The 21,506-nt window shown below is 68.5% G+C and carries 20 protein-coding genes; 16 read left to right on the forward strand and 4 right to left on the reverse strand.

The genetic code is table 11. From position 1 onward, the window contains the following. The first annotated feature begins 5 nt into the window (after nucleotides 1-5). The 4 genes from ACZ7GX_RS14225 (at nucleotide 6) to ACZ7GX_RS14240 (ending at nucleotide 9,469) form a co-directional block, all read left to right on the forward strand. On the forward strand, nucleotides 6-518 hold the full coding sequence (locus tag ACZ7GX_RS14225) for an Rv1363c family protein (protein WP_498776529.1): 513 nt from the start codon (nucleotides 6-8) through the stop codon (nucleotides 516-518). Between the two features lie 9 nt (nucleotides 519-527). Continuing rightward, nucleotides 528-1,520, forward strand: a complete 993-nt coding sequence (locus tag ACZ7GX_RS14230; protein ID WP_498776532.1) for a hypothetical protein — start codon at nucleotides 528-530, stop codon at nucleotides 1,518-1,520. Between the two features lie 469 nt (nucleotides 1,521-1,989). Next, a complete protein-coding gene (gene rpoB, locus ACZ7GX_RS14235) occupies nucleotides 1,990-5,472 on the forward strand; it encodes a DNA-directed RNA polymerase subunit beta (protein ID WP_498776534.1) in 3,483 nt (1,160 codons plus the stop codon). A 100-nt stretch (nucleotides 5,473-5,572) separates the two neighbouring features. Further along, complete coding sequence (locus ACZ7GX_RS14240) at nucleotides 5,573-9,469, forward strand: DNA-directed RNA polymerase subunit beta' (RefSeq protein WP_498776536.1); 3,897 nt, start codon at nucleotides 5,573-5,575, stop codon at nucleotides 9,467-9,469. 193 nt (nucleotides 9,470-9,662) lie between these two features. Here the strand turns inward: ACZ7GX_RS14240 and ACZ7GX_RS14245 are convergent, their stop codons facing one another. From ACZ7GX_RS14245 to ACZ7GX_RS14260, 4 genes are all read right to left on the reverse strand, one after another. Then, nucleotides 9,663-9,938 (reverse strand): hypothetical protein, encoded by a 276-nt coding sequence (locus tag ACZ7GX_RS14245; RefSeq protein ID WP_498776538.1) that lies wholly within the window; start codon nucleotides 9,936-9,938, stop codon nucleotides 9,663-9,665. Nucleotides 9,939-10,096: 158 nt separating this feature from the next. Next, entirely contained in the window at nucleotides 10,097-10,537 is a 441-nt protein-coding gene (locus tag ACZ7GX_RS14250; protein WP_498776540.1) for a hypothetical protein, read from the reverse strand. Nucleotides 10,538-10,634: 97 nt separating this feature from the next. Next, nucleotides 10,635-10,898 (reverse strand): TFIIB-type zinc ribbon-containing protein, encoded by a 264-nt coding sequence (locus tag ACZ7GX_RS14255; protein WP_498776542.1) that lies wholly within the window; start codon nucleotides 10,896-10,898, stop codon nucleotides 10,635-10,637. Between the two features lie 65 nt (nucleotides 10,899-10,963). Further along, complete coding sequence (locus ACZ7GX_RS14260; RefSeq protein ID WP_498776544.1) at nucleotides 10,964-11,833, reverse strand: phosphotransferase family protein; 870 nt, start codon at nucleotides 11,831-11,833, stop codon at nucleotides 10,964-10,966. Between the two features lie 535 nt (nucleotides 11,834-12,368). Between ACZ7GX_RS14260 and rpsL the strand changes: the two genes are divergently transcribed. The 12 genes from rpsL (at nucleotide 12,369) to rpsC (ending at nucleotide 21,505) form a co-directional block, all read left to right on the forward strand. Beyond that, a complete protein-coding gene (gene rpsL / locus ACZ7GX_RS14265; protein ID WP_030473471.1) occupies nucleotides 12,369-12,743 on the forward strand; it encodes a 30S ribosomal protein S12 in 375 nt (124 codons plus the stop codon). After that, a complete protein-coding gene (gene rpsG / locus ACZ7GX_RS14270; protein WP_053715239.1) occupies nucleotides 12,743-13,213 on the forward strand; it encodes a 30S ribosomal protein S7 in 471 nt (156 codons plus the stop codon). Before rpsL ends, rpsG begins: the two co-directional genes overlap by 1 nt. 94 nt (nucleotides 13,214-13,307) lie before the next feature. After that, on the forward strand, nucleotides 13,308-15,410 hold the full coding sequence (gene fusA / locus ACZ7GX_RS14275; RefSeq protein WP_498776546.1) for an elongation factor G: 2,103 nt from the start codon (nucleotides 13,308-13,310) through the stop codon (nucleotides 15,408-15,410). Between the two features lie 139 nt (nucleotides 15,411-15,549). Further along, a complete protein-coding gene (gene tuf, locus ACZ7GX_RS14280) occupies nucleotides 15,550-16,743 on the forward strand; it encodes an elongation factor Tu (RefSeq protein WP_073885921.1) in 1,194 nt (397 codons plus the stop codon). Between the two features lie 336 nt (nucleotides 16,744-17,079). Continuing rightward, nucleotides 17,080-17,385 (forward strand): 30S ribosomal protein S10, encoded by a 306-nt coding sequence (rpsJ, locus tag ACZ7GX_RS14285; protein ID WP_003938093.1) that lies wholly within the window; start codon nucleotides 17,080-17,082, stop codon nucleotides 17,383-17,385. 52 nt (nucleotides 17,386-17,437) lie between these two features. Further along, nucleotides 17,438-18,088 (forward strand): 50S ribosomal protein L3, encoded by a 651-nt coding sequence (gene rplC / locus ACZ7GX_RS14290; protein ID WP_360464705.1) that lies wholly within the window; start codon nucleotides 17,438-17,440, stop codon nucleotides 18,086-18,088. A gap of 2 nt (nucleotides 18,089-18,090) precedes the next feature. Beyond that, entirely contained in the window at nucleotides 18,091-18,783 is a 693-nt protein-coding gene (gene rplD, locus ACZ7GX_RS14295) for a 50S ribosomal protein L4 (RefSeq protein ID WP_498776549.1), read from the forward strand. Continuing rightward, entirely contained in the window at nucleotides 18,780-19,079 is a 300-nt protein-coding gene (rplW, locus tag ACZ7GX_RS14300) for a 50S ribosomal protein L23 (protein ID WP_053715234.1), read from the forward strand. Before rplD ends, rplW begins: the two co-directional genes overlap by 4 nt. A gap of 22 nt (nucleotides 19,080-19,101) precedes the next feature. Next, nucleotides 19,102-19,935 (forward strand): 50S ribosomal protein L2, encoded by an 834-nt coding sequence (rplB, locus tag ACZ7GX_RS14305; RefSeq protein WP_498776551.1) that lies wholly within the window; start codon nucleotides 19,102-19,104, stop codon nucleotides 19,933-19,935. An 18-nt stretch (nucleotides 19,936-19,953) separates the two neighbouring features. Next, nucleotides 19,954-20,235: a 30S ribosomal protein S19 gene (gene rpsS / locus ACZ7GX_RS14310; RefSeq protein ID WP_033384221.1), complete on the forward strand. Its 282-nt coding sequence runs from the start codon at nucleotides 19,954-19,956 to the stop codon at nucleotides 20,233-20,235. Nucleotides 20,236-20,270: 35 nt separating this feature from the next. Continuing rightward, complete coding sequence (rplV, locus tag ACZ7GX_RS14315) at nucleotides 20,271-20,687, forward strand: 50S ribosomal protein L22 (protein ID WP_053715232.1); 417 nt, start codon at nucleotides 20,271-20,273, stop codon at nucleotides 20,685-20,687. Then, nucleotides 20,687-21,505: a 30S ribosomal protein S3 gene (rpsC, locus tag ACZ7GX_RS14320; protein WP_053715231.1), complete on the forward strand. Its 819-nt coding sequence runs from the start codon at nucleotides 20,687-20,689 to the stop codon at nucleotides 21,503-21,505. Before rplV ends, rpsC begins: the two co-directional genes overlap by 1 nt. Nucleotide 21,506 lies beyond the last annotated feature (1 nt).

Consider the following 21,506-nt stretch of genomic DNA (forward strand, 5'->3'; position numbering starts at 1 on the left):
GACGGATGGACGTTCGACGTTGGACGCTGCCGATCGCGGCCGTGCTCGCGGTCCTGGCCGCCGGCTACGCGGTGTGGGCCGGGGTGTCGTGGTGGAGCGCGTCGTCGAGCGACTCGGTGGCGTTCTCGCGCGAGCGGGACGAGGTGCTGCGGGTCGGGCAGGTCGGGATCGCGAACTTCACCACCCTCGACTACAAGAAGGTGGACGAGGACCTCGACCGGTGGCTGGACTCGTCCACGGGCGAGTTGCGCTCCGAGATCGAGGACGGCCGGGCCGAGCGGAAGAAGCAGATCGAGGACGCCAAGACGGTGACCGTGAGCCGGGTGCTGGACGCGGCCGTCACCGAGCTCGACGCACGGGCCGGGAAGGCGCACCTCATCGCGGTCGTGGAGACCACGGTGACGCCGGAGGGCGGGCAGGCGGTGAAGAAGGTCAACCGGTACCAGACGGACCTGGCCCGCACCGACGCCGGTTGGAAGCTCAGCGCGCTGGGGCCAGTCGCGGCCGGCGGCGCGTGAACCGAGGAGATGACGTCAGTGCCACCGCCCCGCCGCCGCCCGGTCCCGACCACGCCGACCACCCGGCCTCGCGTCGCCGGCCTGCGCAAACGCCCTGAGCCGACCGCCGCACCGGACGCCGAGGCGAACGGCGTCGACACCGGGGCCGCACCGGCCGAGGACACGCGCCCCGAGGGCGAGGCCGCCGAGCCGACCGCCGCCGATCGCGCCGAGACCCTGCCCTCCGACCGCGACGTCATGCGTCCGGCCGAGGTCACGGGCCTGATCGAGCCCCGCGAGGACGACCAGGACGACGAGGACGAGGCCACCGAGCCCGCGCCTCGCCCCCGCCCCACCGGCCGCCGCAAGCGCACCGGCGAGGCCGTCGCGCCCAGCGTCCTGACCGAGCCCGACGCGCGGCACTCGAAGTCCGAGTCCGACGAGTCGGCGGCCCGGGACGACGAGCCCGAGGACCGCTCGACCCGCCTCGGCGGGTCCGGCCCGACCCTGCCGATCGCCCTGGTCGTGCTGGCCGCGCTGCTGGTCGCCCTGGGCGTGTGGTTCCAGGACCAGGCGGGCGAGGTCCGCTACAACCAGGCCCTGGTCGACAGCGGTGGCACGACCGAGGTCGCCGGCCAGGCGCGCGAGGCGGTCGAGAAGGCGTTCTCCTACAACTACGCCGACGTCTCGGCCACCGAGAAGGCCGCCAACGAGCTGCTGGTCGGCAAGGCCAAGTGCCAGTACAACGCGATCTTCGGCCCGGTGCGCACGCTCGCGCCCGAGCAGAAGCTCGTGGTCACGGTGAAGGCCGTGTCCAGCGGCGTGACCACGCTCGACGGCGACCGCGCCACCGTGCTGCTGTTCCTCGACCAGGTCACCACCCGCACGACCGACAACCAGAGCGGCGGCGGCATCGCGATGATGCGGGTCGGCGCGCAGAAGGTCGACGACCGGTGGAAGGTCGACAACATGGAGATGTTCGGCCAGAGCGGCGACCAGGCGGCCGAAACCGCCAAGTGCTGACCGGGCGACGGCCGGACGGCCTCGCGGGACGTCCACTCAGGACTGCGAACCCGGTTTCATGCCCCAACACAAGGTGATCTGAGTCACACTTTTCGGTCGGTGACCGAACGAAATCGCCACGGTCTCCCTTCGGGGTCTGAACGCCCGTGAAAGGTCACGGTTGCTCACGTCCATGTATTTTCGCAGGTCACAGCGGTAACTCCGCGTTATCGCGCCTTGCGCCAGTGGAGTGATCGCCGCGTGGCATCTTGACTGTGGGCGTCGGCGGGGTCACTCTGTCGGTGAGCACGAGAAAGGTCCTTCCAGGTGCCTCTCGACAGTTGCCGCGCGCGTGGCTAGACTGCTCCTTTGCGCTGCCCTCTTTCCGTTTGCCCTTCGCCGAGAGCTGGATTGCCGGGCATCGCCGCACCCTTGACAGCCGTGCCAGTTCCGCTGACTGGCCAGCTACCTGTCCCTGGAAGGACGCATCTTGGCGATCTCTCGCGCGACCAAGGCCACTGCTGCGACCAACTCCACGTCGGGGATTCCCGGAGCGCCGAAGCGAGTCTCTTTCGCGAAGATCCACGAACCGCTTCAGACGCCCAACCTGCTCGACCTGCAGATCCAGTCGTTCGAATGGCTCACCGGCGACGAGGCGTGGTTCCAGCGCCGCGTCGACGAAGGTGACGAGGCGCCGACGGGCGGCCTCGAGGAGGTCTTGAACGAGATCTCCCCGATCGAGGACTTCTCCGGCTCGATGTCGCTCTCCTTCTCCGACCCGCGCTTCGACGAGGTCAAGGCCTCGACCGAGGAGTGCAAGGACAAGGACATGACGTACGCCGCCCCGTTGTTCGTCACGGCGGAGTTCACCAACCACACCACCGGCGAGATCAAGAGCCAGACGGTGTTCATGGGTGACTTCCCGATGATGACCGACAAGGGCACGTTCATCATCAACGGCACCGAGCGGGTCGTGGTTTCCCAGCTCGTCCGCTCGCCGGGTGTCTACTACGACACCGCGATCGACAAGACGACCGACAAGGACGTCTTCAGCGTCAAGATCATCCCGTCCCGGGGTGCCTGGCTGGAGTTCGACGTGGACAAGCGCGACACCGTCGGTGTCCGCATCGACCGCAAGCGCCGCCAGCCGGTGACCGTGCTGCTGAAGGCGCTGGGTTGGACCACCGAGCAGATCCGCGAGCGCTTCTCGTTCAGCGAGACGCTGCTGACGACGCTGGAGAAGGACCACACCGCGGGTACCGACGAGGCGTTGCTCGACATCTACCGCAAGCTGCGTCCGGGCGAGCCGCCGACGAAGGAGTCCGCGCAGGCGCTGCTGGAGAACCTGTTCTTCAAGGACAAGCGCTACGACCTGGCGAAGGTCGGCCGGTACAAGATCAACAAGAAGCTGGGCCTGGCCACCCCGATCTCCACGGGCGTGCTGACCGAGGACGACATCGTCACCACGATCGAGTACCTGGTCCGCCTGCACGCCGGTGAGACGACGATGCAGCCCGGCGACACCGAGGTGCCCGTCGAGGTCGACGACATCGACCACTTCGGCAACCGCCGCCTGCGCACCGTCGGCGAGCTGATCCAGAACCAGATCCGGGTCGGCCTCTCCCGCATGGAGCGCGTCGTCCGCGAGCGCATGACGACCCAGGACGTCGAGGCCATCACGCCGCAGACCCTGATCAACATCCGCCCGGTGGTGGCTGCGATCAAGGAGTTCTTCGGCACGTCCCAGCTGTCGCAGTTCATGGACCAGACGAACCCGCTCGCGGGCCTGACCCACAAGCGCCGCCTGTCGGCGCTGGGCCCGGGTGGTCTGTCCCGTGAGCGCGCCGGCATGGAGGTCCGCGACGTCCACCCGTCGCACTACGGCCGCATGTGCCCGATCGAGACGCCGGAAGGCCCGAACATCGGCCTGATCGGCTCGCTGTCCTCCTACGGGCGGGTCAACCCGTTCGGCTTCATCGAGACGCCGTACCGCAAGGTCGTCGACGGCCGGGTCACCGACCAGATCGACTACCTGACGGCCGACGAAGAGGACCGCTACGTCAAGGCGCAGGCGAACGCCAAGATCGACGACGAGGGCAACTTCCTCGAGGACAAGGTCCTGGTCCGCAAGAAGGGCGGCGAGGTCGAGCAGATCGACCCGGCCGACGTGGACTACATGGACGTCTCGCCGCGGCAGATGGTGTCGGCCGCGACCGCGATGATCCCGTTCCTCGAGCACGACGACGCGAACCGCGCCCTGATGGGCGCGAACATGCAGCGCCAGGCGGTGCCGCTGCTGCGCAGCGAGTCCCCGCTGGTCGGCACCGGCATGGAGCTGCGCGCCGCGGTCGACGCCGGTGACGTCGTGGTGGCCAAGAAGACCGGTGTGGTCGAGGAGATCTCCGCCGACTACGTCACGGTCATGGCCGACGACGGCTCGCGGCAGACCTACGGCCTGCACAAGTTCCGCCGGTCCAACCAGGGCACGTGCATCAACCAGAAGCCCATCGTGAACGAGGGCGACCGGGTGCACGAGGGCCAGGTGCTGGCCGACGGCCCGTGCACCGAGAACGGCGAGATGGCGCTGGGCAAGAACCTGCTCGTCGCGATCATGCCGTGGGAGGGCCACAACTACGAGGACGCGATCATCCTGTCGCAGCGCCTCGTGCAGGACGACGTCCTGACCTCGATCCACATCGAGGAGCACGAGATCGACGCGCGGGACACCAAGCTGGGCGCCGAGGAGATCACCCGGGACATCCCGAACGTCTCCGAGGAGGTCCTGGCCGACCTCGACGAGCGCGGCATCATCCGCATCGGCGCCGAGGTCCAGCCCGGCGACATCCTGGTCGGCAAGGTCACGCCCAAGGGCGAGACCGAGCTGACCCCGGAGGAGCGCCTGCTCCGCGCGATCTTCGGCGAGAAGGCGCGCGAGGTGCGCGACACGTCGCTGAAGGTGCCGCACGGCGAGTACGGCAAGGTCATCGGCATCCGCGTGTTCAGCCGCGAGGACGACGACGAGCTGCCCCCCGGCGTGAACGAGCTGGTCCGCGTCTACGTGGCCCAGAAGCGCAAGATCCAGGACGGCGACAAGCTCGCCGGCCGCCACGGCAACAAGGGCGTCATCGGCAAGATCCTCCCGGTCGAGGACATGCCGTTCCTCGAGGACGGCACCCCGGTCGACATCGTGCTGAACACGCACGGCGTGCCGCGTCGTATGAACATCGGCCAGGTGCTGGAGACCCACCTCGGGTGGATCGCCAAGCAGGGCTGGAGCATCAACGGCGACCCGGACTGGGCGAAGAACCTGCCGGCGGAGCTGTACGACGTCGAGCCCGGCACCAAGACCGCCACGCCCGTCTTCGACGGCGCCAAGGAGGACGAGATCACGGGCCTGCTCGGCTCGACGATCCCGAACCGCGACGGCGAGCGGATGGTCAAGGAGAACGGCAAGGCGGTGCTCCTGGACGGGCGCAGCGGCGAGCCGTACCCCTTCCCGGTGTCCGTCGGCTACATGTACATCCTGAAGCTGCTGCACCTGGTCGACGACAAGATCCACGCCCGCTCGACCGGCCCGTACTCGATGATCACGCAGCAGCCGCTGGGTGGTAAGGCGCAGTTCGGTGGTCAGCGGTTCGGTGAGATGGAGTGCTGGGCGATGCAGGCGTACGGCGCCGCGTACACGCTCCAGGAACTGCTCACGATCAAGTCCGACGACGTGCTCGGCCGCGTGAAGGTCTACGAGGCCATCGTCAAGGGCGAGAACATCCCGGAGCCGGGTATCCCGGAGTCCTTCAAGGTGCTGCTCAAGGAGCTCCAGTCGCTGTGCCTCAACGTCGAGGTGCTGTCCTCGGACGGCGCCGCGATCGAGATGCGCGACGGCGACGACGAAGACCTCGAACGCGCTGCGGCCAACCTCGGCATCAACCTGTCGAGGACCGAGTCGCCGTCCGTGGACGACGTCGTCAACTGACGCTCGCCGTCATCCGGGGGGATGCCTCCCGCGTCCCCCCGGATGACCAAGCCACCAGCACCCCAAGCAGCACCGAACCAAAAAGGGGAAGAGAGTAGACGTGCTCGACGTCAACTTCTTCGATGAGCTTCGCATCGGTCTCGCGACCGCGGACGACATCCGCCAGTGGTCCTTCGGCGAGGTCAAGAAGCCCGAGACCATCAACTACCGCACGCTCAAGCCGGAGAAGGACGGCTTGTTCTGCGAGAAGATCTTCGGTCCCACCCGGGACTGGGAGTGCTACTGCGGCAAGTACAAGCGCGTCCGCTTCAAGGGCATCATCTGCGAGCGCTGCGGCGTCGAGGTGACCCGCGCCAAGGTGCGCCGCGAGCGGATGGGCCACATCGAACTGGCCGCGCCCGTCACGCACATCTGGTACTTCAAGGGCGTCCCCAGCCGGTTGGGCTACCTGCTCGACCTGGCACCCAAGGACCTCGAGAAGATCATCTACTTCGCGGCCTACGTCATCGTGGGCGTGAACACCGAGCTGCGCCACAACGACCTGCCCACGCTCGAGAACGAGATGCAGGTCGAGCGCAAGCGGGTCGAGAACCGGCGTGACGCCGACGTCGAGGCCCGGGCGCAGAAGCTGGAAGCCGACCTGGCCGAGCTGGAGGCGGAGGGCGCCAAGTCCGACGTCCGCCGCAAGGTCAAGGAGGGCGGCGAGCGCGAGATGCGCCAGCTCCGCGACCGCGCCCAGCGCGAGCTGGACCGGCTCGACGAGATCTGGTCCACCTTCACCAAGCTCGAGCGCGCCCAGCTGATCGCGGACGAGCTGCTCTACCGCGAGCTGTACGACCGCTACGGCGACTACTTCACCGGCGCCATGGGCGCGGAGGCCATCCAGCGGCTGCTGGGTGACTACGACGTCGACGCCGAGGCCGACGTGCTGCGCGAGACCATCCGCAGCGGCAAGGGCCAGAAGAAGCTGCGCGCCCTCAAGCGGTTGAAGGTCGTGGCCGCCTTCCAGGCGACCCGCAACAACCCGCAGGGCATGGTGCTGGACTGCGTCCCGGTCATCCCGCCGGACCTGCGCCCGATGGTGCAGCTCGACGGTGGCCGCTTCGCCACGTCCGACCTGAACGACCTGTACCGCCGCGTCATCAACCGCAACAACCGCCTCAAGCGACTGATCGACCTCGGCGCGCCCGAGATCATCGTCAACAACGAGAAGCGGATGCTGCAGGAGGCCGTCGACGCGCTGTTCGACAACGGCCGCCGCGGCCGGCCGGTGACGGGCCCGGGCAACCGGCCGCTCAAGTCGCTGTCCGACCTGCTCAAGGGCAAGCAGGGCCGGTTCCGCCAGAACCTGCTCGGCAAGCGCGTCGACTACTCGGGCCGTTCGGTCATCGTGGTCGGCCCGCAGCTGAAGCTGCACCAGTGCGGCCTGCCCAAGCAGATGGCGCTCGAGCTGTTCAAGCCGTTCGTGATGAAGCGGCTGGTCGACCTCAACCACGCGCAGAACATCAAGTCCGCCAAGCGGATGGTGGAGCGCGCGCGCCCCGCCGTGTGGGACGTGCTGGAAGAGGTCATCACCGAGCACCCCGTGCTGCTCAACCGCGCGCCCACGCTGCACCGGCTGGGCATCCAGGCCTTCGAGCCGCAGCTGGTCGAGGGCAAGGCCATCCAGCTGCACCCGCTGGTCTGCGAGGCGTTCAACGCCGACTTCGACGGTGACCAGATGGCGGTCCACCTGCCGCTGTCCGCCGAGGCGCAGGCCGAGGCGCGCGTGCTGATGCTGTCGTCGAACAACATCCTCTCGCCCGCGTCGGGCAAGCCGCTGGCCATGCCGCGTCTGGACATGGTGACCGGCCTGTACCACCTGACCCGGCACAAGAAGGGTGACCTCGGCGAAGGCCAGGCCTACTCCTCGGCCGCCGAGGCGCTGATGGCGTTCGACCGCAAGGTCCTGGGCCTGCAGGCCATGGTCAAGATCCGGATCACGGACAAGAACCCGCCGAAGGGCCAGGAGCCGGAGGGCTGGGAGCCCGGTCAGGCGTGGCTGGCCGAGACCACCCTCGGTCGCGTGCTGTTCAACGAGGTCCTGCCGGCGGACTACCCGTTCATCAACGACGTCATGCCGAAGAAGCGGCAGGCGACGATCATCAACGACCTCGCCGAGCGGTACCCGATGGTCACCGTCGCCCGGACGCTGGACAAGCTGAAGGACGCCGGCTTCTACTGGGCCACCCGGTCGGGCGTCACGGTCGCGATCTCCGACGTGCTCGTGCCGGCTGCCAAGCAGGGCATCCTGGACGAGTACGAGAAGCTCGCGGACGCGGTCGAGAAGCGCTACCAGCGCGGTCAGCTCTCCCACACGGAGCGCAACAACGAGCTGGTCAAGGTGTGGACCAAGGCAACCGAAGAGGTCGCCGAGGTCATGGAGGCCAACTTCCCCGAGGACAACTCGATCCGCATGATCGTGATGTCGGGCGCGGCGGGCAACATGACCCAGGTCCGGTCGCTCGCGGGTATGCGTGGTCTGGTGACCAACCCGAAGGGCGAGTACATCCCGCGGCCGATCAAGAGCTCGTTCCGCGAGGGCTTGTCGGTGCTGGAGTACTTCATCGCCACGCACGGCGCCCGCAAGGGTCTGGCCGACACCGCGCTGCGCACCGCCGACTCGGGTTACCTGACCCGTCGTCTGGTGGACGTGTCGCAGGACGTCATCATCCGCGAGGTCGACTGCGGCACCACGCGCGGCGTGAACATGACGGTCGGCGAGCGGCTGGGCGACAAGGTCGTGCTGGCCGAGTTCGCGCAGACCAGCGTGTACGCGCGGACCATCGCCGAGGACATCACCGACGCCGATGGCAACATCGTGCTCAACCGCGGTGACGACCTGGGCGACCCGGCGCTGGCGACGCTCGTCGAGGCGGGCGTGACCAGGGTCAAGGTCCGCTCGGTGCTGACCTGCGAGTCCGCGGTCGGTGTGTGCGCGTCCTGCTACGGCCGTTCGATGGCGACCGGCAAGCTGGTCGACGTCGGCGAGGCCGTCGGCATCGTCGCCGCGCAGTCCATCGGTGAGCCCGGCACGCAGCTGACCATGCGCACGTTCCACCAGGGCGGTGTGGCCGGTGACGACATCACCACCGGTCTGCCCCGTGTGCAGGAGCTGTTCGAGGCTCGCGTGCCGAAGGGCAAGGCGCCCATCGCGGACGTCGACGGCCGGGTGCGCATCGAGGACGGCGACCGGTTCTGGAAGATCACCCTCATCCCGGACGACGGGTCCGAGGAGATCCTCTTCGAGAAGCTGTCCAAGCGTCAGCGGCTCGCGAACACGGCCACCGGCCCGTTGCAGGACGGCGACCACGTCGGCGTCGGCCAGCAGCTGCTGGAGGGCACGCCCGACCCGCACGAGGTGCTGCGCGTGATGGGCCCGCGTGAGGCCCAGCTGCACCTGGTCGGCGAGGTCCAGAAGGTCTACCGGGCCCAGGGCGTGGCGATCCACGACAAGCACATCGAGGTCATCGTCCGGCAGATGCTGCGCCGGGTGACGATCATCGACTCGGGTGCGACCGAGTTCCTGCCGGGCTCGCTGGTCGAGCGCGCGGAGTTCGAGTCGGGCAACCGGGCCGTGGTGGCCGAGGGTGGCGAGCCCGCCGCCGGCCGTCCGGTGCTGATGGGTATCACGAAGGCATCGCTGGCCACGGACTCGTGGCTGTCGGCGGCCTCCTTCCAGGAGACGACGAGGGTCTTGACGGACGCCGCCATCAACGGGCGTTCGGACAAGCTCATCGGCCTGAAGGAGAACGTGATCATCGGCAAGCTGATCCCGGCCGGCACCGGCATCAACCGGTACCGGAACATCCAGGTGCAGCCGACCGAGGAAGCGCGTGCGGCGGCGTACGCCATCCCGAGCTACGACGACGGCTACTACACGCCGGACGTCTTCGGCACGGGCACGGGCGCCGCGGTCCCGCTGGACGACTACGACTTCGGCCGCGACTACCGCTGAAGCAGCCAGTCGACTGAAAGGCCCCCGGAGCCTCCCGCTCCGGGGGCCTTTCCGCGCGTGTCGAACGCTCAGGTGTCGAACGTTCAGGTACCCCGAGTTCAACGCTCGGACGCGTGGTGGGGCACTGCACAGACCGGCCTGCGCGTCTTGAGCGCGGAACTCACGGGTCCTGAGCGTTCGACACGCGCGCGGCTCAGGTGGGGCGGCGGCGGGATTTGGCCAGGGAGCGGGCGCGGGCGACCAGGTCGTCCACGAGGTCCGAGTCCGCGACCGGGGGTGCCAGGTCGGAGCAGCACGGTGGCTTGGTGCGCTTCTCGGTCAGCTTCGGGCGGACGCCGGCCAGTTCGTACAGCGTTTCGTAGAGGTCGCGGCCGGGGTCGTCGTCGTGCGGGCCGACGAGCAGGATCCACGCCGTGCGCGGCGAGGGGAAAGCGACGACCACGCGGTCGGCGCCGCGCAGGTGCTTCACGCACAGGCGTGGCAGCGGTTCGGGGCCGGTGACGCGGTAGCCGAGCGCCAGGCAGCCGCTGTGGGCCAGTTCGTCCAGGAACCTGTCGTAGGCGACCCTGGCGGCGCCGCGCAGGCCGGCGGCCTGGCCGGCCGCGACGGGCGTTTCGACGACGGTGATCAGCGAACTACGCGTCCTTCGCCGCGGTGCAGCTGCTCCAGGCTGGTGACGAGGTCGTCGCGGTCGAGCAGCGCCGCGTCGCTCAACCGCCGGTGCACCTCGTCCAGCAACGCGCGGTTCTTGCCCGCCCGCCTCAGGTCCGACACGACGTGCAGCACCTCGTGCAGCCGCACGGCGTCCAACAACATCCGGGGCTCCTGGCTGTGGATCGCGAGCACGCCCTCGCGCGCCCACGCCTTGACCGTCTTCTCGGTCAGCTCCAGCAGCTCACCGGCCACCACCGGCCGCACCGGCGGGGCCTTGCGCAGGGCCTTCGCCACCACGCCGTGCAGCTTTCGCCGCCGCTCGTCGTCCTCCGACAAGCTCGACGCGACCTCTTCGATCTCCTCGATCTGGTCGAACAGGTCGCGGATCTGCGCAGCCTCCGTGGCGACGGACATGACGGGACCTCCTCGGGTCACTACCGATTATCACCCTGTTTTCCGGTAGTGACAACGGTGGCCCCGCACCATCGGCGCGGGGCCACCACCACGAGGATCAGGACGAGAAGAACAACCCGCCCAGGCCACGGTGCTTCCGGTGCCCGTAGTGGCCACCACCGCCGTAGCCCCAGCCCGGCTGCGGGGCCGGCTGCTGGACGTAGTGGACCTGAGCGGGCTGCGGCGCGACGGGCGGCGGGGGCGGGGGAGCCATCTGCTGCTCGAGCCGGGTGATGGCCTCCAGCTCGCCGTAGTCGAGGAAGACCCCGCGGCAGCCATCACACTGCTCGATGTGCACGCCCATGCGGTCGAAGGTGCGCATGTTCGCATGACACTTGGGACACTGCATCGTGTGAGCCTCCTGCTCTTGACGCGATGGTCCCGATATTAGCCGCGCCGAATGGGTTCGTGTGTCGACACGATCCGCGCGCACGCGTCGATCAGCGCTTCTTGAGCGTCGTTCAACTCCGTCCCGTCGCGCTCCGCAGCGGAAAGGGCACGGGCCGCCATCTGCACGACCAGTGCGCGCGCGGGCGCCTCCAGCACCGACCACGGGTCGTCCCGCGGCACGCCGGCGCCACCCGCGTCCAGGTACGCCCCGAGCAGCCGCCCCCACGCGTCGGCGTCGAGCACGCCCGCCGCGTGCAGCGCGGCCGGCCGTGCCAGATCCCACGCCGGATCACCCACGCCGAGGTCGTCCACGTCGATGAGCCGGTACCCGTCCCGCCACACCAGCTGGCCGAGGTGCCAGTCGCCGTGGATGAGCGTGACGCCGCCGTCGCCGAACTCCGGCAACGTCGCGAACGCCCGCCGCACCAGGTCGGCCGCCGGTGTGGCGAGGGTCAGCTCGCGCACCGCCCGTTCCATCCGGGGCCGGGCGCCGGCCAGGGGCACGGGCGGCGCGAAGTCAGCCGCGGTGAACCGGTGCAGCGCGGCCAGCATCCGCCCCGCCGCCTCCATGGGCAGGTCCTCGGGCTCGCTCTGGGGCACCGGCGTGCCCATCGGCCACGCCGTCACGGCCCGCCCCAGCACGACCGCGGGCGCCGAGCGCGGCGCGAGCAGGAGCTCGCCCAGCCGCGGGTCGGCCGCCAGCCGGAGCCGCTCGGTGAGCACGGCCAGGTCCGTGCCCCGCTCGTGCGCCTTGAGCACCACGTCCGCGACCCGGACCACCACCACGTCGCCGCGCACCGCGAGCACCTCGGGCGAGGCGTCGGCCGCCACCAGCGCGGCCATGCCCGCGATGAGTTCGGAGTTCACCCGACCAGTGTGACCGGCCGCCGGCCCGGCCCCGGCCACAGTCGCGACAGGCGCACTTCCACCCGAACGAGTGAATGGGTGGCCACTCCGACCTGCGCCCTCCGCCTATTCATGTTCTGATAACCCGTGAGTCGCTCCTCGGTCCCGCGGCCGGTCCCTTCGAGCGAACGGTTGCGAGAACCGTCACAAAACCACCCCCGAACTTGATCGGCGGGCGGCGCGCGTCCGCCCGACCAGGCGCGGCAGCGGATCCGTTTTGACCCGTGGGAACCAGGCGGGGTATCTTTGGTACTCGTGCCCGACCCATGTCGGGCCGCTCCGCGTGCCTACGCGCCAGTGGTGCTGGAAAGCCGGCCGCGGTGACCTCCACGCGTAGGGGCATCCTGGGATGTCGCCTGCGGACCTGGGGCGCTGTGTAGCACTTTCGGTACTGCCGAGAGCGGCGACACGCCCGACCTCGGGTGCAGAGAGGGACCAAGTAAACAGGGCTCGTCGCCCACGCGGCGGGCACGTAAAGGGAAGAAGCAGCCGGCGTATGCCAACGATCCAGCAGCTGGTCCGCAAGGGCCGGCAGGACAAGGTCGCCAAGCAGAAGACCGCGGCGCTCAAGGGCAGCCCGCAGCGGCGCGGTGTGTGCACCCGCGTCTACACGACCACGCCCAAGAAGCCGAACTCGGCGCTGCGCAAGGTCGCCCGCGTGAAGCTCACGAGCGGTATCGAGGTCACGGCTTACATCCCCGGTGAGGGCCACAACCTGCAGGAGCACTCGATGGTGCTCGTGCGCGGCGGTCGTGTGAAGGACCTCCCCGGTGTCCGCTACAAGATCATCCGCGGTTCGCTCGACACGCAGGGCGTGAAGAACCGCAAGCAGGCTCGCAGCCGGTACGGCGCGAAGAAGGAGAAGAGCTGATGCCCCGCAAGGGACCGGCCCCGAAGCGGCCGCTGATCTCCGACCCGGTCTACAGCTCTCCGCTGGTGACCCAGCTCATCAACAAGGTGCTGGTCGACGGCAAGCGCTCCGTGGCCGAGCGGATCGTGTACGGCGCCCTCGAAGGCGCCCGCGACAAGACGGGCACCGACCCGGTGGTGACGCTCAAGCGCGCCCTGGACAACGTCAAGCCCGCGCTCGAGGTGAAGTCCCGCCGCGTCGGTGGCGCCACCTACCAGGTGCCGGTCGAGGTGAAGCCGGGCCGCTCGACCACGCTCGCGCTGCGCTGGCTGATCACCTTCTCCCGGCAGCGCCGTGAGAAGACCATGATCGAGCGCCTGATGAACGAGCTGCTCGACGCGAGCAACGGCCTGGGCGCGAGCGTCAAGCGCCGCGAGGACACGCACAAGATGGCCGAGTCGAACAAGGCCTTCGCCCACTACCGCTGGTGACGTGACGCCAGGCGGGCAGCCCGAGCCGCCCGCCTGGCGCCTCCCAGCCCTAGTGAGCCTGCTACCAGCTAGCTCAAGACAGGGGAAGACACCCGTGGCACAGGACGTGCTCACCGACCTGGCCAAGGTCCGCAACATCGGGATCATGGCCCACATCGACGCGGGCAAGACCACGACGACCGAGCGGATCCTGTTCTACACCGGGATCAGCTACAAGATCGGCGAGGTCCACGACGGCGCCGCGGTGATGGACTGGATGGAGCAGGAGCAGGAGCGCGGCATCACGATCACGTCGGCCGCGACGACCTGCTTCTGGAAGAACCACCAGATCAACATCATCGACACGCCGGGCCACGTCGACTTCACCGTCGAGGTGGAGCGCAACCTCCGCGTCCTCGACGGTGCCGTTGCCGTGTTCGACGGCAAGGAAGGCGTCGAGCCCCAGTCCGAGCAGGTCTGGCGCCAGGCGACCAAGTACGACGTCCCGCGCATCTGCTTCGTCAACAAGATGGACAAGCTCGGCGCGGACTTCTACTTCACCGTGAAGACCATCCAGGACCGCCTGGGCGCGAAGCCGCTGCCGATCCAGCTCCCGATCGGGTCGGAGAGCGACTTCATCGGCGTCATCGACCTGGTCGAGATGCGCGCGCTGACCTGGCGCGGCGAGGTCCAGAAGGGTGAGGACTACACGGTCGAGGAGATCCCGGCCGACCTCGCCGAGAAGGCCGCCGAGTACCGCGAGCAGCTGATCGAGGCCGTCGCCGAGACCGACGACGCCCTGATGGAGGCCTACCTCGGCGGCGAGGAGTTCACCGTCGAGCAGATCAAGGCGGGCATCCGCGCGATCGTCAAGAACCGCGCCGGGTACCCGGTGCTGTGCGGCTCGGCGTTCAAGAACAAGGGCGTCCAGCCCATGCTCGACGCGGTGATCGACTACCTGCCGGCCCCGCTGGACCTCCCGCCGGTCGAGGGCACGCTGCAGGACGGCGAGACGCCGGCCTTCCGCGCGCCGAAGACCGACGAGCCGTTCGCCGCGCTCGCGTTCAAGATCGCCGCGCACCCGTTCTTCGGCAAGCTCACCTACATCCGGGTCTACTCGGGCAAGGTGGCCTCCGGCACCCAGGTCATCAACTCGACCAAGGACCGCAAGGAGCGCATCGGGAAGATCTTCCAGATGCACGCCAACAAGGAGAACCCGGTCGAAGAGGCCATGGCGGGCCACATCTACGCCGTCATCGGCCTGAAGGACACCACCACCGGTGAGACGCTCTGCGACCCGCAGGCGCCCATCGTGCTGGAGTCGATGACCTTCCCCGAGCCGGTCATCCAGGTGGCGATCGAGCCGAAGACGAAGGCCGACCAGGAGAAGCTGGGCACCGCGATCCAGAAGCTGGCCGAGGAGGACCCGACGTTCCGGGTCAACCTGGACCAGGAGACCGGCCAGACGATCATCGCCGGCATGGGCGAGCTCCACCTGGACATCCTGGTGGACCGCATGCGCCGCGAGTTCAAGGTCGAGGCCAACATCGGCAAGCCGCAGGTGGCGTACCGGGAGACGATCCGCCGCAAGGTGGAGAAGTACTCCTACACCCACAAGAAGCAGACCGGTGGTTCCGGCCAGTTCGCGAAGGTCCTCATCGACCTGGAGCCGCTGGAGAAGACCGAGGACGGCGCTCTCTACGAGTTCGTCAACGCGGTCACCGGTGGTCGCATCCCCCGGGAGTACATCCCGTCGGTGGACGCGGGCGCCCAGGACGCGATGCAGTACGGCGTGCTGGCGGGTTACCCGCTGGTGGGCGTCAAGCTGACGCTGGTCGACGGCGCCTACCACGAGGTCGACTCGTCGGAGATGGCGTTCAAGATCGCGGGCTCCATGGCGCTCAAGGAAGCCGCTCGCCAGGCGAGCCCGGCGATCCTCGAGCCGTTGATGGCGGTCGAGGTCACCACGCCCGAGGACTACATGGGCGACGTGATCGGCGACTTGAACTCCCGCCGTGGCCAGATCCAGGCCATGGAGGAGCGCAGCGGCGCCCGTGTCGTCAAGGCACTGGTCCCGCTGTCGGAGATGTTCGGGTATGTCGGCGACCTGCGGTCCAGGACCCAGGGTCGCGCGAACTACTCGATGACCTTTGACTCCTACGCCGAGGTTCCCGCGAACGTCGCGAAGGAGATCATCGCGAAGGCTACGGGCGAGTAACCCCAACCGGAGCACCGCAGCACCACGCGGGCTCTCCGGGGGGATGCCCCGGGGTCCGCACAACCGACCCTGACGTGACGCCCGGCGGGCGGCAATCCGCCCGCCGGGCTAAGCAATAGAAGTCCAGGAGGACAATCCAGTGGCGAAGGCGAAGTTCGAGCGGACGAAGCCGCACGTCAACATCGGCACCATCGGTCACATCGACCACGGCAAGACGACGCTGACCGCGGCGATCTCCAAGGTCCTGCACGACAAGTACCCGGACCTGAACCCCTTCACGCCGTTCGACCAGATCGACAAGGCGCCGGAGGAGAAGCAGCGCGGCATCACCATCTCGATCGCCCACATCGAGTACCAGACCGACAAGCGCCACTACGCGCACGTCGACTGCCCCGGTCACGCCGACTACATCAAGAACATGATCACCGGTGCGGCGCAGATGGACGGCGCCATCCTGGTGGTCGCGGCGACCGACGGCCCGATGCCGCAGACCAAGGAGCACGTGCTCCTGGCCCGCCAGGTCGGTGTGCCCTACATCGTGGTGGCCCTGAACAAGGCCGACATGGTGGACGACGAGGAGATCCTGGAGCTCGTCGAGCTCGAGGTCCGCGAGCTGCTCTCCGAGTACGAGTTCCCCGGTGACGACCTGCCGGTCGTCCGCGTCTCCGCGCTGAAGGCGCTGGAGGGCGACGCCGAGTGGGGCGAGAAGCTCATCGGCCTGATGGACGCCGTGGACGAGAACATCCCGGAGCCCGAGCGCGAGGTCGACCGGCCGTTCCTGATGCCGGTCGAGGACGTGTTCACCATCACCGGTCGTGGCACCGTGGTGACCGGCCGCATCGAGCGCGGCATCATCAAGGTCAACGAAGAGGTCGAGATCGTCGGCATCAAGGAGACCTCGAAGAAGACGACGGTCACCTCGATCGAGATGTTCAAGAAGTTCCTCGACGAGGGCCGCGCGGGCGACAACGCCGCGCTGCTGCTCCGCGGCATCAAGCGCGAGGAGGTGGAGCGCGGCATGGTGATCGTGAAGCCGGGCACCACGACCCCGCACACCGAGTTCGAGGCGCAGGTCTACATCCTGTCGAAGGACGAGGGTGGCCGCCACACGCCGTTCTTCAACAACTACCGCCCGCAGTTCTACTTCCGCACCACGGACGTGACCGGCGTCGTGACCCTCCCCGAGGGCACCGAGATGGTCATGCCGGGCGACACCACGTCGATGAGCGTGAAGCTGATCCAGCCGATCGCCATGGACGAGGGCCTGCGGTTCGCCATCCGCGAGGGTGGCCGCACCGTCGGCGCGGGCTCGGTCACCAAGATCATCAAGTGACCTGGCTCTAATTCTCACCCCCCGATTTGGTCTGCGCACCCGCGTGTGCGACCATTGACGGGTTGCTCGTCGGGGCGGCCGGTTCGAGTCTGGACTCGGCCGCCCCGTCACGAGCGGGGTTTGATCGATTTTGTGAACGTGCGAGTCAATCCCACACGTTTCGTAGTGGGACCGGTCTAAGCGTTGGGCGCGACACGCCCGACCGCGTGGACCGGGCACCGTGACACCGCTCGGTGTCAATCCTGAATAGGGGGCGGAGCGCGCCGGAGGTCCCGTGACCTCGTGCAAGGTGCCCGCACCGCAGCGGTACTAGAAGCAGAGGAACGGCAAGCCATCATGGCGGGACAGAAGATCCGCATCCGGCTCAAGGCCTACGACCACGAGGCGATCGACGCGTCCGCGCGCAAGATCGTCGAGACCGTGACGCGCACCGGCGCTCGGGTCGTCGGGCCTGTGCCGCTGCCCACTGAGAAGAACGTTTACTGCGTCATCCGCTCGCCGCACAAGTACAAGGACTCGCGCGAGCACTTCGAGATGCGCACGCACAAGCGTCTGATCGACATCCTCGACCCGACGCCGAAGACGGTGGACGCGCTCATGCGCATCGACCTGCCGGCGAGCGTCGACGTCAACATCCAGTAAGCGTTGGACGCGGCAGTGTTGATCCCATTTGGGGCGGAGAGTAACGAGACCCATGTCTGACAGGCAGGTTAAGGGCCTCCTGGGCACCAAGCTCGGCATGACTCAGGTCTTCGACGAGAACAACCGGATCGTTCCGGTGACCGTCGTCAAGGCCGAGCCGAACGTGGTCACCCAGGTTCGGACCCAGGAAATCGACGGCTACTCGGCCGTGCAGCTGGCCTTCGGCGCGATCGACCCGCGCAAGGTCAACAAGCCCGTCGCGGGCCACTACGCCAAGGCGGGCGTCACGCCCCGCCGCCACCTGGCGGAGCTGCGCACCACGGATGCGTCCGAGTACACGGTCGGCCAGGAAATCACCGCCGAGGTCTTCGAGGCCGGCGTGGTGGTCGACGTGGTCGGCACCAGCAAGGGCAAGGGCACCGCGGGTGTCATGAAGCGCCACGGGTTCAAGGGCCTCGGCGCCAGCCACGGCACCCAGCGCAAGCACCGCTCGCCGGGTTCCATCGGCGGCTGCGCCACGCCCGGCCGCGTGTTCAAGGGCCTGCGCATGGCGGGTCGGATGGGCAACGTGCGGGTGACCACCCAGAACCTCAAGGTGCACCGCGTGGACGCCGAGTCCGGCCTGCTGCTCATCAAGGGCGCCGTGCCCGGTCCCAAGGGCGGCACCGTGTTCATCAAGACCGCTGCGAAGGGTGGTGCCTGATCATGACTTCCGTTGAGATCCGCACCCCGGCGGGCAAGGCCGACGGCTCCGTCGAGCTGCCTGCCGCGATCTTCGACGCGCAGGCGAACGTGGCCCTGCTGCACCAGGTCGTCGTGGCCCAGCTGGCCGCGGCCCGCCAGGGCACGCACGCCACCAAGACCCGCGGTGAAGTCCGCGGTGGTGGCAAGAAGCCGTACCGGCAGAAGGGCACCGGCCGCGCCCGTCAGGGCTCGACCCGCGCGCCGCAGTTCGCCGGTGGTGGCGTCGTCCACGGCCCCCAGCCGCGTGACTACAGCCAGCGCACCCCCAAGAAGATGAAGGCCGCCGCCCTGCGTGGCGCCCTCTCCGACCGGGCGCGCGCCGAGCAGGTGCACGTGGTGACGAGCTTCGTCGAGGGCGACACGCCGTCGACCAAGGCCGCCCGCAAGGTGCTGGAGTCGGTGACCGAGGCTCGCCGCGTGCTGGCCGTGCTGCTGCGCACCGACGAGGTTTCGTGGGTCAGCCTGCGCAACCTGCCGCACGTGCACATCATCGCGCCGGACCAGCTCAACACCTACGACGTGCTGGTCAACGACGACGTGGTGTTCACCAAGGACGCGCTCGACGTGTTCCTGGCGAGCAAGGCCCAGCACGGGCAGGGCTCCGCCGAGGCCACCGCCGAGTCGTCCGAGGTCGACGAGGAGGCCGCGAAGTGATCCCCGACCACCGGGACATCCTGCTCGCGCCGGTCATCTCCGAGAAGTCCTACGGGCTGCTCGAGGAGAACAAGTACACCTTCGTGGTGGCTCCCGGCTCGAACAAGACCCAGATCAAGATTGCCGTGGAGAAGGTCTTCGGCGTCAAGGTCGTCAGCGTCAACACGCTCAACCGCCAGGGCAAGCGCAAGCGGACCCGGACCGGTTATGGCAAGCGCAAGGACACCAAGCGCGCCATCGTGACGCTGTCCGCCGAGAGCAAGCCGATCGAGATCTTCGGCGGCCCGGCCGCCTGATGACGACGAGGACTGCGTAGAGATGGGCATTCGCAAGTACAAGCCGACGACCCCCGGTCGTCGCGGTGCGAGCGTCTCCGACTTCGCCGAGATCACTCGGACGACGCCGGAGAAGTCGCTGATCCGCCCGCTGCACGGCCGCGGTGGCCGCAACGCGTCGGGCAAGATCACGACGCGGCACAAGGGCGGCGGCCACAAGCGGGCGTACCGCCTCATCGACTTCCGCCGCACCGACAAGGACGGCGTGCCGGCCAAGGTCGCTCACATCGAGTACGACCCCAACCGCACCGCGCGCATCGCGCTGCTGCACTACCTCGACGGCGAGAAGCGCTACATCATCGCCCCGTCGAAGCTGCAGCAGGGCGACATGGTGGAGAACGGCCCCAAGGCCGACATCAAGCCGGGCAACAACCTGCCGCTGCGCAACATCCCGGTCGGCACCGTGGTGCACGCGATCGAGCTCCGCCCCGGCGGCGGCGCGAAGATCGCCCGGTCCGCGGGCGCCAGCGTGCAGCTCGTCGCCAAGGACGGCCCCTACGCCCAGCTGCGGATGCCCTCGGGCGAGATCCGCAACGTGGACGTCCGGTGCCGAGCCACGGTCGGCGAGGTCGGCAACGCCGAGCACCAGAACATCAACTGGGGCAAGGCCGGCCGCATGCGCTGGAAGGGCAAGAAGCCCACCGTGCGTGGTGTCGCCATGAACCCGGTCGACCACCCGCACGGTGGTGGTGAGGGCAAGACCTCCGGTGGTCGCCACCCGGTGAACCCGGCCGGTAAGCCCGAGGGTCGCACCCGCCGCCGTAAGCCAAGCGACAAGCTCATCGTCCGGCGTCGTCGCACCGGTAAGAAGCGCTGAGCAGGGAGGGAGTGAAGGATGCCTCGCAGCCTTAAGAAGGGCCCCTTCGTGGACGACCACCTGCTCAAGAAGGTGGACGCCCTCAACGAGTCGGGCAAGAAGACCGTCATCAAGACCTGGTCCCGCCGGTCGACGATCATCCCCGACATGTTGGGCCACACGATCGCGGTGCACGACGGCCGCAAGCACGTGCCGGTGTTCGTCTCGGAGGCGATGGTCGGGCACAAGCTCGGCGAGTTCGCCCCGACCCGCACGTTCAAGGGCCACATCAAGGACGACCGGAAGTCGCGCCGTCGCTAGGCGACGAACTAGAGGAAGAGCAAGGGGAAGCAGCGATGAACGCCCGTAACGAAGCCGAAGCGCCGGAGTTCCCGCGCGCCGTGGCTCGGGCTCGCTACGTCCGTGACACGCCCATGAAGGTGCGTCGCGTCGTCGAGCTCATCAGGGGTCGTAGCGCCAGCGAGGCCCTGGCCGTGCTCCAGTTCGCGCCGCAGGCGGCATCTGAGCCGGTCCGCAAGGTGCTGCAGAGCGCCGTGGCCAACGCCGAGAACAACCTGTCCCTGGACCCCGACACCCTGTGGGTGTCGAAGGTCTACGTGGACGAGGGCCCGACCCTCAAGCGGTTCCGCCCGCGCGCCCAGGGCCGCGCCTACCGGATCCGCAAGCGGACGAGCCACATCACCGTCGAGGTGGAGAGCCGTCCGAAGAAGACCAGCGCGAAGGCCGGCGCTGACAGGAAGGGGGCTCGGTAGTGGGCCAGAAAATCAACCCGCACGGCTTCCGACTTGGTATCACCACGGACTGGAAGTCCCGCTGGTACGCCGACAAGCAGTACGCGGAGTACGTGGCGGAGGACGTCAAGATCCGCAAGCTGCTGTCCAAGGGCATGGAGCGCGCCGGCATCTCGAAGGTGGAGATCGAGCGCACCCGCGACCGGGTCCGCGTCGACATCCACACCGCCCGGCCGGGCATCGTCATCGGCCGCCGCGGCGCCGAGGCCGACCGCATCCGCGGTGAGCTGGAGAAGCTCACCAAGAAGCAGGTGCAGCTCAACATCCTCGAGGTGAAGAGCCCCGAGTCGGACGCCCAGCTGGTCGCGCAGGGCGTGGCCGAGCAGCTGTCCAACCGCGTGGCGTTCCGCCGCGCGATGCGCAAGGCCATCCAGTCGGCCATGCGCTCGCCCCAGGTGAAGGGCATCCGCGTGCAGTGCGGCGGCCGTCTCGGCGGCGCCGAGATGTCCCGCTCCGAGCACTACCGCGATGGCCGGGTTCCGCTGCACACGCTGCGTGCCGACATCGACTACGGCTTCTTCGAGGCCCGCACCACGTTCGGCCGGATCGGCGTGAAGGTGTGGATCTACAAGGGCGACATCGTCGGTGGCATCAGCGCCAAGCGCGAGCGTGACGCCGCTCCGGCGGCCGACCGCGCACCGCGCCGCGACCGCGCCGACCGCCCGAACCGGGCGCGTCGTTCCGGCGCCAGCGGCACCACCGCGACGAGCACCGAGGCCGGCCGGGCCGCTGCGGGCGACCAGGCCGCCGCACCGACCGAAGAGAAGACGGAGGGCTGAG

Source organism: Actinosynnema sp. NPDC037264 (assembly GCF_055603705.1).

Excerpts from the sequence above, each read along its gene's own strand:
- ACZ7GX_RS14225 (WP_498776529.1), top strand. The coding sequence starts at position 6 with ATGGACGTTCGACGTTGGACGCTGCCGATCGCGGCCGTGCTCGCGGTC.
- rplB (WP_498776551.1), top strand. The coding sequence starts at position 19,102 with ATGGGCATTCGCAAGTACAAGCCGACGACCCCCGGTCGTCGCGGTGCG.
- rplC (WP_360464705.1), top strand. The coding sequence starts at position 17,438 with ATGTCTGACAGGCAGGTTAAGGGCCTCCTGGGCACCAAGCTCGGCATG.
- ACZ7GX_RS14230 (WP_498776532.1), top strand. The coding sequence starts at position 528 with ATGACGTCAGTGCCACCGCCCCGCCGCCGCCCGGTCCCGACCACGCCG.
- ACZ7GX_RS14255 (WP_498776542.1), bottom strand. The coding sequence starts at position 10,898 with ATGCGCACCTTCGACCGCATGGGCGTGCACATCGAGCAGTGTGATGGC.
- rplD (WP_498776549.1), top strand. The coding sequence starts at position 18,091 with ATGACTTCCGTTGAGATCCGCACCCCGGCGGGCAAGGCCGACGGCTCC.
- rpsG (WP_053715239.1), top strand. The coding sequence starts at position 12,743 with ATGCCCCGCAAGGGACCGGCCCCGAAGCGGCCGCTGATCTCCGACCCG.
- rplV (WP_053715232.1), top strand. The coding sequence starts at position 20,271 with ATGAACGCCCGTAACGAAGCCGAAGCGCCGGAGTTCCCGCGCGCCGTG.
- rpsJ (WP_003938093.1), top strand. The coding sequence starts at position 17,080 with ATGGCGGGACAGAAGATCCGCATCCGGCTCAAGGCCTACGACCACGAG.
- rpsL (WP_030473471.1), top strand. The coding sequence starts at position 12,369 with ATGCCAACGATCCAGCAGCTGGTCCGCAAGGGCCGGCAGGACAAGGTC.
- ACZ7GX_RS14250 (WP_498776540.1), bottom strand. The coding sequence starts at position 10,537 with ATGTCCGTCGCCACGGAGGCTGCGCAGATCCGCGACCTGTTCGACCAG.
- rpsS (WP_033384221.1), top strand. The coding sequence starts at position 19,954 with ATGCCTCGCAGCCTTAAGAAGGGCCCCTTCGTGGACGACCACCTGCTC.